A 12,923-nucleotide genomic window follows, 5' to 3' on the forward strand; every position below is an offset into this window, starting at 1 on the left:
CCGTAGTACCTGCTCAGCCCGTAGCGCGTAGCGCGTGCTCAGCGCGGCCAGTCCGGGGCGGGGTCCTCGTCCAGCAGCGGCCGGATCGCGCCGAGGACCGCGCCGATGCAGACGTCGCGGAGTTCGGCGCGGGTGCAGTGCGGCTCGATCAGCCAGTCCACGCACAGGACTTGGACGAACACCAGCCAGCTCTTCAGGACGCCGGACACCGCCTGCCGGGCCCGGTCGTCGCCGATCGGGAGCACGCCGAGCAGCCGCTCGCGCAGGGCGTCGAGCTCGTCGTCCATGATCGTCCGGACCAGCCGGTCGCCGGCCAGCACCCGGTTTGCGGCGAGCACGGTGTTGCGGTTCTCCGCGAAGTACTCGATGTGCGCGTCCAGGCCCTCGGCGAGCTGCTCGACCAGGGAGTCGGCGGGGTCGAACCGCGTGCTGGCGAGCAGTTGGTCGGAGACCTGCCGGTAGAGCGCGGCGAACAGGTCGCGTTTGCTCGGGAAGTACCGGTAGAGCAGCGCGCGGGAGACCCCGGCGCGCTCCGCGACGTCCTCCATCAGCACCTCGTCGTACGGTTGCGCTGCGAACAACTGCGCTGCGACGCCCAAAAGTTGGGCACGACGGTCGGTGGGGCTGAGACGCTGGCGGGGAGGCACGGACCCATGCTACTTGACACGTGTCTACCAGTGGCGCGTAGCCTGGCAGCACTGGTTGACACGTGTCTACTAACACGGGGGTGGCACTGCCATGACGAAGGCCAAGGCACTGCGCGGGCTGATGCTGACCATGGGGTACGCGTGCGTGGCGATCGGACTGTTCCACGTGCTGGCCGGCAACGCCGCGATCCCCGGCGAGAGTTCGGCCGACGCGACCGTCGACAGCCTCGGACGCTTCTTCGGCGCGATCTTCGCCGGCTACGGCGTCGCCTGGCTCCGGGCCGCCCGGCAGTCCCCGATCCGCACCACCGCCGTCCGCGGGCTGGCCGGCATCTTCTTCCTCGGTGCCCTCGGCCGGCTCCTCTCCCTCGCCGTGCACGGCTGGCCGCACTGGTTCCAGATCGTCCTCGGCGCCGTCGAACTGGCCCTGCCGCCCCTCTTCCTCTGGCTGGCCGACACCGGCCCCGAACCGCACCGGCCCGCCGAGAGCACCACCTGACCTGCGACGATCGACCCACCGTCCACGTCCGGCACCGCGCGGCGTCCGGCCGGGTCCCGCCCGCACCACCCGACCTGCGACGATCGACCCACCGTCCACCCCCGGTCGGCGAAGCCCGTATCACCCGGAGAGGACCCGCCCGGTGGAGGAAGCGCCCCACGAACGGCTCTGCTGCTACTTCGTCGCCGTCCCGGAGCCCATGATCGGCCCCGGCCTCCCTCGGGTCGAGCGACTGACCACGGCGTCCGCCTGCCTGATCGACCAACTCCCGGCGGACGACACCCGGTTCGCCACCCCGCAGGACGCCCTGACGGCCTGCGCGCCTCTCCCCGCAGACGCACGCCTCTACGCCCTGCTGGTGCCGGTCGCCCACCTCCCCGCCATCCTCGCCGACATCCGCACGGGCCAGGCCCACGAACCGGTCCTCCTTCCCCGCGTCACCGACCCCACCCCCACCGGCGACGACCGCGCACACGCCCTCGCCGCCACTCCGGGCGGACGCGAACTCGGTTGGGAAGTCCTCGGATACGATTGCGGTTGGCTGCACACCTGGCTCTGCAACGACCTCCACCACGACGCCGTACGCGACCTCGACATCCGCACCGACACCCGCGGCCTCCTCCCCGACCACCCCACCGCCGCCCGCCTCGCCACCTGGGCCAACACCCGCACCGACACCAAACCGGTCACCTGGTTCCCCGCCTCCCTCATCGAATGGGACATCCCTCCCGCCTACCGCAGTCGGCCCAACCCCCCTTCCCCGCAGCACCGTTGACCTTCCGACCACCGCGAGGCCCCCCACCGACGGCAACACGGCCGCCGAACAACCCCGCAGCGAATCTCGCCGCCCCCGCATGCCCCGCCTGCCGGGTCGGCCGAATCGAGCGATCCTCGGTCCGTCCGTTCATGAAAGGAGCCCGGACCCTCCGAAGGACCGGCCCGAGCCCCGGTCCGCCCGCTCAGACGCCGAGCTCCCGGGACTGTCCGGCCCACCGGACCACGAACGGCATGGCCAGGCCCGCCGCGACGAAGACGCCGCCCATGACCAGCCAGCCGGGGACGCCCCAGCTCAGGCAGAGCAGGCCGAGCAGGCCCGGAGCGACGGTGTAGCAGAGGCCCATGCCGATGCCGAACACGCCGGAGTACTGCCCCTGCGCGTGCGCGGGGGCCAGCCGGAACCGCAGCTCCATCGACCCGGCCGCGTGCCACAGCGAACCCACGGTGTGGATGGCGACGCCGACCGTCATGATCGCCGCGGCGGCCCAGCCCGGCAGGCCCGAGGCCGTCGCGATGACCGCCATGCCGACCAGGAACGCCAGCCCGGCGCGCCGGGTGGCCCGGCCGGCGACCTGGCCGCCCTTGATCCCGCGGCTGGTCCGGATCTGAAGGACCACCACCATCACGGTGTTGACGGCCAGCGCGATGCCGGTGAACCAGCGCGGCGCATCGGTGTGCAGGACCACCCACAGCGGCAGGGCGTAGGTCACCACCTCGCCCTGGATCCACAGGATGCCGTCCAGCACGACGAACGCCATGTACGGCTTGTCCCTGAGCGCGAGCCACCGGTTCGACCCGGTCGATGCGGGCAGCGGTTCCAGCTTGGGCACCCGGAGCATGACGGCCGCGCAGCCGATGAACGTCAAGGCGTTGACGACGATGAGCGCACGATAGGCGGAGCCGGAATCGAGCTGGATCACCACACCGGCGGCCAGCGCGCCGAAGGTGCTGGCCAGGAAGGCGGTCGAGCGCAGGTAGGAGCGGAACTTCGGCACCTCGTCACCGCCGAACCGGCGGATCATCGGGCCGCGCGCCGCACCCCCCGAGGCACCGGCCAGGTCGGTCACCGCCATGGACACCATGAACGCCACGAACGAGTGGGCGAACAACAGCGACAGCACGGAAACGGCCTGGATCAACAGGGTGACCAGGAAGACGCCGCGAGGGCCGCGACGGTCGGCGAGATGCCCGACGGGCGGACCGGCAAGCAGACCGACCACTCCCGCGACCCCGAGCCCGAGTCCGACCTGCCCGATCGGCAGGCCGACCACCCGCAGCGCGTACAGCGGCGCCGTCGCCAGGAAAGCCGCAGTGCCGAGCTGGTTGACGAAGCCCCCGAACGCCAGCCTGCGCTGCGGGCCGGACTCCAGGAGCAGCCCTCGACGCACCAGCCAGGGCCGACCGTCCGAGGCTGCGTCCTCCTGACGGCCCTCGGGGGACAGTGTGCTGGTCCGACTCACGTGGTACTCCTGCATGTTGATCACGGCTGGGCGGGGACGGACGGCGCGGCGCGGCGCAGCGCCCGGGAGCGAGCCGCGCGTCGAACGCCTCGGCGAACCCGGGCGCGGGGTTCAACCGAAGCCGCCCCTGTTGATCCGCTCATCTGATCCGCTCACCGCGCCCCCGGTCGGCAAGCCAAGGCTTCATGATCATCTCAAGAAAGAACGCTCGCCGCTCCCGAACCTGACCAGCCGTCAATCCTCTTCTGCAGAAGCTCGCTGCCCCACGCCGCCCTGATCGCAGCAGCCGCCCCTGCCAACCCTTGCCTCGCACCAGGCTGCTGCCCCTCGAAGAGCTCGTCGACGTCGGCGGACCGGGCATCGCAGAGACTCGGCGCGATGGCGCGATCACCGGGCAACGGGATGCCGGGCCCGAATCATGTCGCCGGCGGGTTGAGCCGAGCGAGGCCGGAAGCCGAATGCCTCGCCGGCCAGGAATCGATCCGACTCCATGACTCCGAGAAGCCGCTGTCGTACCGATCCTGGCGTCGCTGTTCCGTTCCTTCGCACCGGTCGACGCCAAGGCTCTCCACCCGCCGCCGAGCAGCACGTTCACGTTCTTTCAACAGCCCCATCACCGACGGCATCCCGGCACCGCCACCGCAGGGACGACACAACACCTCGGTGCCGCCGCCGAAACACCGACCCATACCGCCCACCGGCCTGCGCGCGTCGAAGGCCTCCAAGCTCCCCACAAGAGAAACCTGGCCCGCCCAAAGCGATTCAGGCCGGCGAGAACCGCGCCACGTACTCGGCGAACGGCGGGATGCCGACCTCCGCACGCCGCTCGTCCATGCGCTCCGGGTCCTCACAGGGCCACGGAACCGGCGCGCCGTCCCTCACCCCCGCGATCTGCGTGCCGTAGACCTGCTTCCGCCCCTCGTTCACCAGCGTGCGATCCCGCAGAAACGCCAGCTCACGCGGACTGGCCCCACCCGCGCCCACCGCCCGCTCCATCAACCCCAACGCCCGCCGCTGCACATCGAGTTGCCGATCGGCGTGCTGCGCAATCAACCACGCAGCCCGCGCCGCGTCCTCCCCCACCAGCTCCGCGGTCGGCCACCCGTGCACCTCCATGATCTCGCCGAGCCGATCCGCATGCCGCGCAGTCAACCGCCGCCACGCCAACTGCTCCACCGGATCCTCACTGTTCGCCAGCCCCACCGCCCCGTGATCCGCCGCCGCCATGGCGGTCAACTCAGCGGCCAATGCCTCGAATTCGGATGCCATTTCCCCACTCCACGTCAGCTCGCGGTCCCCTACCGGTCATCCGCAACCCTAGGCACCCGAATCGCGCCAAATCTCCTTCCAGGGAACGGTGACAACCCCCTCCGAACACCGGAATACTTGAACTCACCGCCCCTCCACGCCCCAACGCCCGGATGCGACGAAGCACTCGCCGAACGCTCGCGAGGCAGCCCGTCCTGGATATCCACCTCCCCGAAGGCTTCAACCTCTGACCCGTCACCGCAGCCGGACCGTTCGCCCGAGGCTGGGCAGGTCGTCCTGGCGGCCACGTCGAGCCGTTCCGGGGAGCCGCTCGCCCTGGCGCTCGGTGAGCATGACGGCGAAGGAACGGACTGCCGCATCAGGCAACGTTCGCCCTGGCATGACATGTCGCCCGGTTGCTGTGCCAGGCGGCACCGGGCCGTCAGAATGATCACGTGGCTGAATGCGTGCAGGTCCGTGGGATCGATGACGACGAGGGCAGACAGCTGCTACGGATCGTCCGCCGGGGCACTGGGTCGGTGGTGACCTGGCGGCGGGCCCAGATGGTGCTGTCAGCGGGCCAGCACCGCCCCGAACCGGCCTCCGCCCTGCACCGGAGCGTGGTCCCGAGCCCCGTCCTCCCGTCCTGGTCGGTCAGCTCGGGGGCGCAGAGGCGCAGCAGACCGTCCATCGGGCCGAACCCGCCGTTTCCCACCGTGGTATAGAGCGCGGCAAGGAGCGGGTGCAGCGGGAACCCCAACTGCCGCTCCACCGCCTCCAGTTCCCCCGACGTGATCGTGTTCCCGAGGTCCTCGCTGTCCGCTCAGCGCGTCGCACCCGTTCCAGCAACACCTCGGCATCGCTCATCCGACATCCTCCTCCACCCGACCGACAGCACCGACCGGGCCGACCCAGGACAGACGGCCGCCCGGGTGACGCCACGTCACGAATAGCAGCGCCCGCGTACCCGACCCGATCAGCTCTCGTTGGTGGGGCATGACGAAAATGATCACTCGCACGTCGGCCGGGCTGCTCCTCGCCATCACCACCGCCACCGCCACCGCCACCGCCACCGCCACCGCAAACCCGGCCGACGCCGCAAACATCCCGCACACCGGCGGCCGGATGACGCACGGCCAGGGCGTCGCGGCCTGCCCGCCGGACTCCTTCTGCCTCTACGAGCACGAGAACTACAACGGACGGACTCCCGGCCGGGTCTGGGTGTACGAGCAGCAGAACCACGGCAGCGCACCCACGCCCCGTCTCGACCTGACCCGGGCGGGGGCGGCCGGCTTCGGCCGTTCCGCGGTCGCCAACGACCCGGGGTTCACCACCGTCCGACTGTCGCCGAACAGCTGCGCCACGGTGCACGACCCGTCCCGCGACTGGGAGTACCTGATCTTCCTGCCGCGCAGCAGCCGCCCGGAACGCACCGCACGCCAACCGGATCTGGACGGCGTCAAGGGCATCCACCACACCGCCCGGGACGTGGACAGGGATGGCCGTCAGATCATCTCCGGACGCACCCTCGACCTGGACAATCGGGCTCGCTGCCTGCTCTTCGACGAAGCCACCCCGGGCCTGTAACCGCCGCCCCCCTCCCCGGCCCTCCCCCACCCCCCGGCCCGACCCGGCCGACGCCAACTGACCAACCGCCCAAGGCCGAGGCGAATCGTTCCGCCTCGGCCTCGAACAACCGCGCCTCCGCAGGCAGCCTCAGTGCCCGGCGTGGTGGACGAACACGTAGGTCTCCCGGTCGAGTTCGGTCACCTGGACGCAGAACGCGGCCGGCACCCGGATGTGCGAGCGCAGCAGGTCGGTGATCCGGACGGACAGTTCGCTGCGGGCCTCGGCACTGCGCCCGGCCAGGATCTTGATCTCGACCAGGACGACGGCCTCGCCCGACGAACCGTCACCGACCAGGTGCGTGGCGGCCGGTCGCACCAGCGTCTTGCAGTCGGCGGTGGCTGTGTCGATCACCTCGGGGATCAGCTGGTGGGCTTCCTTCGCGAACGCCGTCGCGTCGAAGTCCAGGCCGGGCGAGTGGTCGATCAAAATCTGTGGCATGGCGGGAGTCCTCCTGGACGCGCGGCGGCCCGGGAACCTCCCGGGGGCGGTGGCGTCCGTGATCGAAAACATAGCCTCGCGATGTCACTGTCGGCAGGCATACTGGCGCAATGTCCGACCATCGCCCGCCCGACGCCGTCGAACCGCCGGACCCGTTCGAAGGTCTGGTCCTGGACGAGGAGTTCGTCCGCTCCGCCACCGTCAGTGAGCCGTCCGCGCGGGCCCGGATGCTGGCCGAGCGCTGGCACCACGAGCCGCCGGTCGACCCGGGCGGCCGCCGCTGGTCGACCGCCCGCCCGTCCCGCCGCGACCCGGGCCGCAGCCGTCGGTTCCGCGACCGCTTCGCGCACCGCTTCCGCCGCCATCGACGCCACCGCCACCACCCGGACGCGGCCCAACTCCCGTACCGCAGTGCCAGCTTCGGGCGGCTGAGGGGCTTCCGCTCGCTCAGCCGGGGCGAGCAGTGGACGGTGGTGCTCGGGCTGCTGATCGTCCTGATGGTGGCCGGCGGGGTGCTGTTCGTGCCGCAGCGCGCCCACACCCCGCAACTGGGCCGCGCCGCCGGCAGCCCGGGCAGCCCTTCGCCCTCGACGGACCGCGCGCTTCCGGGCGGCGGCGTGTTCACCGGCAGCCGGTGCGGGACGCGCGGCTACCACCGCTTCCCGACCGCCCCCGCCTCGCTCACCGTCGAGGGGGCGTCGGGGCCGGCACTCCTGCTGGCCGCCTACGGATACCAGCGCCTCGACGCCGGCCGGCAGGAGGAGTTCACCTTCGACCTGCGGCTCAGCTCTGGCTCCGCGACGCCGATGGTGCTGTCCGCACCGCTCGGCCCGGAGGGCGTCGCGGTGGAGATCGAGGGCCCGGACGGGCTGGTCGCCGCCGCGTACGGGTTGCCCGCCACGATCGAGGGCGCGAAGCACACCGCGGACGGCAAGGGCTGGCTGGTCTCCGACTACGGCGCGGTGGCGCACGTCGTCCTGCCGGTGGCGGCGCTCTGCCCGGACGTGGAGGCGCAGGCCCTCTCCGCCGGGCTGATGGTGCGCACCGACGGTGCCAACACCATCACCGGCCCCGCGCCCTACACCGTCACGGTGTCGGTGGCCGACCCGGAGGTCGCCGAACTCCGGCGTGCCACGGGCGTGCAGCCGCGGGGCGAGGTGCTGGCGGTCACCAACCAGATCCCGGCGCACGCCACCAAGCCGGTGTGAGCCGTCGGCGGACCGACTGCCCGGTGCCGCCTCAACCCCCGGGCGTCTACCGGGGGTTGGCAGCCGGGTGATGGTGGGGATAACCCCACCTCGAAGCCTCCTGCCCCCTTCATGGCGGGTGACCTGCGGTTTTCCTAGCGTTGGCGATGCCCCGGAAGAGAGGACCCCCGGGGCGTCACCTCCGAGGAAGGCCCCACCATGTCGCCCCGCCTGCGCCGCTCCCAGCCCGGCCGGCCCGCCCACGAGCCCGCCTTCGACGCCGCAGCAGCCGCAGCAGCCGCAGCCGTGCCCGGCCAGTCCGGATGGTCCGGACAGCCCGGGCCGTCCGCCTCCGAGCTGCCGGCGGTGGAACTGCGCGGGGTGCGCCGGACTTACGGTCGCGGCGCGGGTGCGGTGCACGCCCTCCGCGGGGTCGACCTGGCGCTCGCCGCCGGCAGCTTCACGGCCGTGATGGGCCCGTCCGGCTCCGGCAAGAGCACCTTCCTGCAGTGCGCCGCCGGGCTCGACCGGCCCGACGCGGGGCAGGTTCTGCTGTCCGGCCGACCGATCAGCTCGCTCGGCGAGGACGCGCTGACCAAGCTCCGCCGCCACCGGATCGGCTTCGTCTTCCAGGCGTTCAACCTGCTGCCTTCGCTGACGGTCCTGCAGAACGTGCTGCTCCCACAGCGTCTGGCCGGCGGCCGACAGGACAAGGCGCGCGCCCACGAACTGCTCGCCCGGGTCGGTCTGGGCGAGCATGCCGCCCGCCGCCCCGGCCAGCTCTCCGGTGGGCAGCAGCAGCGCGTCGCACTGGCCCGGGCGTTGATCACCCGGCCCGACGTGATCTTCGCCGACGAACCCACCGGCGCGCTCGACACGCGCAGTGCGCACGAAGTCCTCGGTCTGCTCCGCAACGCGGTGGACGGCCTGGGCGCCACGGTGGTGATGGTGACGCACGACCCGGTCGCCGCTTCCTTCGCCGACCGCGCGGTCTTCCTGGCCGGCGGCCTGCTGGCGGGCGAACTCCACCATCCCGACCCGCGCACCGTCTCCGACCGCATGCTCACCCTCGCCGCCCGGCCCGCCCGTCCCTGACCGCCGTCTCCCCTTCGCCTCCTCGGAGTTGACCGCATGACCAACGGCCTGGCCCGCGCCGCCGTACGCTTCCGACCCGCCTCGTTCGCGGGCACCTTCCTGGCGCTGCTGTTCGCCTCCGCCATCGTGACCGCGTGCGGCGTGCTGCTGCAGACCGGTCTGACCGCGTCCGTCAAGCCCGACCGGTACGCGGATGCGCCGATCGTGGTCTCCGCCGACCAGCACGTGAAGATCACGGTCGTCCACGGCAAGCGGCCCGACACCGTCACCCGACCCCTGCCCGAACTCGCCCGGCTGGACGCCTCGTTGACGGCCGTGGTGGCCGCCGTGCCGGGCGTCGGCGAGGCCCGCCCCGACTCCGCGTTCCCGGTGTCCGCAAGCCGACCCGGCCAGCCCGGCCAAGCCGGCCAACCCGAGCAAGCCGACCTGCCCGGGCTCACCGGTCTGCCCGGGCTCACCGGTCGCGGCTGGGCCGCCCTCGGCATCGCCCCCGGCGAGCGCCTCACCGAGGGACGCGCCCCCTCCGACGGCGAACTGGTGCTGGACGCCGCCAGTGCCCGCGCCGCCCACCTCGCCCCGGGCGCCACCCTCACCCTCGACACGCCTGCCGGCACCGCGCCCTACCGGATCTCCGGTCTCGCCGAGGCGCAGCCCGGCCGGGCCACCGTCTGGTTCCCGGACGCCACCGCCGACCGGATCTCCGGTCACCCGGGCCGGATCGACGCCCTGGCGGTCCGCCCCGCGCCGGGCGCCGACCCGCGCGCGCTGGCCAAGACCCTGCGCCAGGCGTTGGACGGCAAGGCGCAGGTGACGACGGGCCTGCAGCGCGGCGAGGTGGAGCAGCCGGCGCTGCTGGAGGCGAAGGAGGTGCTGGCCGGGATCGGCGGCTCCTTCGGCGGGACGGCCACCACGGTCGCGGTGTTCGTACTGGCCGGCACCATCACGTTGGCCACCGGTCAGCGGGCCCGCGAGTTCGCGCTGCTGCGGACCATCGGGGCGACGCCCCGCCAGATTCGCCGTTCGATCGCCACCGAGGCGGGCCTGATCGCCCCGGTCGCCGCTGCGATCGGCGTCCTGCCCGGGGTGCTGCTGGCCCGCTGGTGGTTCGGCGAGTTGGTCTCTCGCGGTGCGGTGCCCGCCGGGGTGTCGCTCGATGTGGGACCGCTGCCGTTGCTCGTCGCGGTCGCCCTCTGCACGGGGACGGCGCTGGCCGCCGGTCTGGTCGCGGCCCGGCACAGCGCCCGGATGCGGCCGACCCAGGCACTCGGCGCGGCCGACATCGGGCCGGGTACGCCGAGCGTGGTACGGGCGGTGTTCGGTGGGGTGTTCGCCGCCGGCGCCGTCACCCTGGCGGTGGCGGCGGCCGGGATGGCGGGTGCGACGGCCGCCAACCTCGCCCTGGGTGTGGTGCTGTGCTTCCTCGTCGCGGTCGGGCTGCTCGGCCCGTGGCTGGTGCGCGGCGCGGTCGGCCTGGTGGGTGTGCTGCTGCGCGCCGCTGGAGCATCGGCCTCGCTGGCAGCCGACAATGCTGGGTCCGCCTCCCGCCGGCTGGCTTCCGCGACCGTCCCGATCGTGATGGTCACGGCCTTCTGCGGGACGCTGCTGTTCCTGCAGTCCAGCCTCGACCATGCCGCCTCGGTGCAGGTCCGCGAGGGGCTGACGGCGGACCGGGTGGTCACCGCCGTCTCCGCGCCCGGCCTGCCCTCGGACGTCGTGGACCGCGCGGCCGACCTGCCGGGTGTGGACTCCGCGGTCGGCCTGCTGCCCACCGGCCTGGTGTACTCGTCCTCCGGCGCGCTCAGTTCGGCCCCCGCCGTCGCGGTGGACGGCGACCCGGCCGCCCTGACGAAGGTGCTGGACCTGGGTGTGACATCCGGCGCACTGGCCGACCTCTCCCGTTCCGCCGACACGGTCGCGCTGGACTCCTTCCTGGCCGAGGGCCTGCACGTGAAGGTCGGTCAGCGGGCGGCGTTCTGGCTCGGTGACGGCACCCGGGTCGAACCGACGGTGGTGGCGATCTACGGCCGCGGTCTCGGTTTCGGGCAGGCGCTGCTGCCGAAGGCGGCGGTCGCCGCACACACCGATTCGCCGTACCCGGCGCGCCTGCTGGTCGCGGAGGCTCCTGGCGCGGACGGCGCCGCCACCGCGAAGGCCCTGTCCGAGCTGGCCCCGCAGGGCCTGTCGGTGAAGGACCGCCAGGGCTACGCGCAGCAGGACGACCAGGACCGCGAGCTGAACAGTTGGGCGAACAACGTGATGGCAGGCGTGCTGGCCGGGTTCGCGGCGCTGACCGCCGCGAACACCCTGGTGATGACCGTCCTTGACCGCCGCCGCGAGATCGCCCTGCTGCGGCTGGCCGGCACCACCCGCCGGCAGGTCCGCTCGATGCTGCGCTGGGAGGCGCTGCTGATCGCCGCGATCGGTCTGGTGACCGGCGCCGCGATCGCCTGGGCGACGCTCACCCCGCTCACTCGTGTGCTGACCTCCGATGCCCCGCACGTTCCGCTCACCTCCGCCCTTCCGCTCGTCGCCGCGACCACGCTCCTGTGCCTGGCCGCCACCGCTCTCCCCGGGCGCGTCCTGCTGCGCGCCCGTCCCACCACCGCACTCTGACTGCCCGCCCGGCTGCCGCCCAGCCGGGCGGCCGTCATGGTCGGCCGAGGAGTTGGTCCCGGCCACGCTGCCGGTGCGGCCGGTGAAGAACTCGGTGAAGCCCCGGACGCACTCCTCCTCCGAGGGTGCGGCGCAGCGTGGAGTCCGCTTCCGCCTGCGCGGTGTGCGTCATGGGTCCGTACTCCCTTTCGCTCCGGTGGCCCGACGGCCGCTCAATGACCGTTCGGCTTCGGCCGGTTCCGGATGGTCCGAAGCCTAGGGGCGGTTCCCGGTCAAACCTGCTGGTCCGGGCCTCAAACCACCCCGCAGGGTGAGCCAACGGCCAATTCTCCGCCCGCACGCGTGAATCGGGCTCCGCCAAAGCTGACGCTCTGCCATCTCCGCTCTCAGATCAGGGAGTTGCCGGAGTCCCGAGTCCCGGTCAGTCCCACCAGAAGGACCACTGCTCGGCGTTGATCAGGCCGGGGGCGTAGTCGGCGATCGTGCCGACGCCCTGGAAGATGTTGTCCGGGCAGAACGCGAGGTGTTCGGCGGCGATCCGGAGCGCCAGGTCGTCGTCCTCGGGCGGCGCTCCAACGCTCAGTTCGAGGTCGGCGAAGCCGACCTGGACCAGTCGGGTGCCGTAGCGGCGTTCCCAGTCGAGGAGCACGGCGGAGACTTTGGCGATGTCGCCCTCGTGGTTGACCGGCCCGGTCCAGCCGCAGGCGGCGAGCGCCTCGGCGCCGGTGGCGGCGGGGACCAGGCCGATCCGCAGGTGCGCGTTGTTGGCCAGCAGTTCGCGGGCGAGGGCGCGGGCGGCCCGGTCGGGGTCTCCGGGTCCTTCGGGAATGGGCGCCGTTCCTGGCCAGCCGTCGGTGAACGGGGCGATGCTTTCGGCGAGTTCGGCGCTCTCCTCCGGGTCGGCCTCCCCGTCCTCGCCGCCGGGGGTGGTGGAACACTCCCAGCCGGTGCGCAGCAGCGCGGCGGGGTCGTACCAGTCGGGTTCGCCGGCGTCGCGCGGCTGGAGTTCGCCGGATCCCCAGGGGCGGAACGCGGCGTCGGTGGTGGAGAGAGGGGCGAGCAGCAGCGGCCACAGCCCGGTGTTCGGGTGCTCGCGGTGGAGCTTCTCCCAGAGGCCGAGGGGCGCGGGCCCGTCGCTCATCCAGAGCACGGGGGCGGTGTCCGCGTCGTGGTCGTCCGGCGTCACCAGCCGTCCGGCGGGGAGCAGGGCGGCGACGGCGGTCAGGTCGGCGTAGGGCCGCAGGTGGCGCAGTTCGTGGAGGGCGTCGGTCATGCGTGCACGCTAACGAGCCTCGCCGACAGGGCCACTTCCTACTGAGAAGTAATCAAT

General features: G+C 72.6%; 11 protein-coding genes and 1 pseudogene. 7 read left to right on the forward strand and 5 right to left on the reverse strand.

Annotation, left to right across the window (positions count from 1 at the left end; genetic code table 11):
• Positions 1–38 precede the first annotated feature (38 nt).
• The gene (locus ACFV4P_RS12445) at positions 39–647 is read right to left on the reverse strand and encodes a TetR/AcrR family transcriptional regulator (RefSeq protein WP_380470171.1); all 609 of its coding nucleotides are present in this window, start codon (positions 645–647) and stop codon (positions 39–41) included.
• Between the two features lie 91 nt (positions 648–738).
• Between ACFV4P_RS12445 and ACFV4P_RS12450 the strand changes: the two genes are divergently transcribed.
• Both ACFV4P_RS12450 and ACFV4P_RS12455 read left to right on the forward strand, forming a co-directional pair.
• On the forward strand, positions 739–1,146 hold the full coding sequence (locus tag ACFV4P_RS12450; protein WP_380470172.1) for a DUF4345 domain-containing protein: 408 nt from the start codon (positions 739–741) through the stop codon (positions 1,144–1,146).
• 142 nt (positions 1,147–1,288) lie between these two features.
• Entirely contained in the window at positions 1,289–1,921 is a 633-nt protein-coding gene (locus ACFV4P_RS12455; RefSeq protein ID WP_380470174.1) for a hypothetical protein, read from the forward strand.
• Positions 1,922–2,105: 184 nt separating this feature from the next.
• Here the strand turns inward: ACFV4P_RS12455 and ACFV4P_RS12460 are convergent, their stop codons facing one another.
• Together ACFV4P_RS12460 and ACFV4P_RS12465 are read right to left on the reverse strand one after the other, a co-directional pair.
• On the reverse strand, positions 2,106–3,383 hold the full coding sequence (locus tag ACFV4P_RS12460; RefSeq protein WP_380470176.1) for an MFS transporter: 1,278 nt from the start codon (positions 3,381–3,383) through the stop codon (positions 2,106–2,108).
• Positions 3,384–4,145: 762 nt separating this feature from the next.
• Positions 4,146–4,652, reverse strand: a complete 507-nt coding sequence (locus tag ACFV4P_RS12465) for a DUF6624 domain-containing protein (protein ID WP_380470178.1) — start codon at positions 4,650–4,652, stop codon at positions 4,146–4,148.
• 434 nt (positions 4,653–5,086) lie between these two features.
• On the opposite strand from ACFV4P_RS12465, the pseudogene ACFV4P_RS12470 reads away from it, so the two are divergent.
• Together ACFV4P_RS12470 and ACFV4P_RS12475 are read left to right on the forward strand one after the other, a co-directional pair.
• Positions 5,087–5,224, forward strand: a pseudogene (locus ACFV4P_RS12470) (IS630 family transposase); the annotation flags it as partial.
• 412 nt (positions 5,225–5,636) lie between these two features.
• Complete coding sequence (locus ACFV4P_RS12475) at positions 5,637–6,218, forward strand: peptidase inhibitor family I36 protein (RefSeq protein ID WP_380470180.1); 582 nt, start codon at positions 5,637–5,639, stop codon at positions 6,216–6,218.
• 129 nt (positions 6,219–6,347) lie between these two features.
• On the opposite strand, the gene ACFV4P_RS12480 is transcribed toward ACFV4P_RS12475, so the two are convergent.
• The gene (locus ACFV4P_RS12480) at positions 6,348–6,698 is read right to left on the reverse strand and encodes a 5-carboxymethyl-2-hydroxymuconate Delta-isomerase (RefSeq protein ID WP_380470182.1); all 351 of its coding nucleotides are present in this window, start codon (positions 6,696–6,698) and stop codon (positions 6,348–6,350) included.
• Positions 6,699–6,808: 110 nt separating this feature from the next.
• On the opposite strand from ACFV4P_RS12480, the gene ACFV4P_RS12485 reads away from it, so the two are divergent.
• The 3 genes from ACFV4P_RS12485 to ACFV4P_RS12495 all read left to right on the forward strand — a co-directional run bounded on the left by ACFV4P_RS12485 (position 6,809) and on the right by ACFV4P_RS12495 (position 11,593).
• Entirely contained in the window at positions 6,809–7,906 is a 1,098-nt protein-coding gene (locus ACFV4P_RS12485) for a hypothetical protein (protein ID WP_380470786.1), read from the forward strand.
• Positions 7,907–8,104: 198 nt separating this feature from the next.
• Positions 8,105–8,980, forward strand: a complete 876-nt coding sequence (locus tag ACFV4P_RS12490; RefSeq protein WP_380470184.1) for an ABC transporter ATP-binding protein — start codon at positions 8,105–8,107, stop codon at positions 8,978–8,980.
• Positions 8,981–9,016: 36 nt separating this feature from the next.
• Positions 9,017–11,593, forward strand: a complete 2,577-nt coding sequence (locus ACFV4P_RS12495; RefSeq protein ID WP_380470186.1) for an FtsX-like permease family protein — start codon at positions 9,017–9,019, stop codon at positions 11,591–11,593.
• Positions 11,594–12,014: 421 nt separating this feature from the next.
• On the opposite strand, the gene ACFV4P_RS12500 is transcribed toward ACFV4P_RS12495, so the two are convergent.
• Entirely contained in the window at positions 12,015–12,866 is an 852-nt protein-coding gene (locus ACFV4P_RS12500) for a DUF4253 domain-containing protein (RefSeq protein ID WP_380470189.1), read from the reverse strand.
• Between the last annotated feature and the right edge of the window lie 57 nt (positions 12,867–12,923).

It is taken from the genome of Kitasatospora sp. NPDC059795, from assembly GCF_042732175.1.
Classification (GTDB): Bacteria; Actinomycetota; Actinomycetes; order Streptomycetales; family Streptomycetaceae; genus Kitasatospora.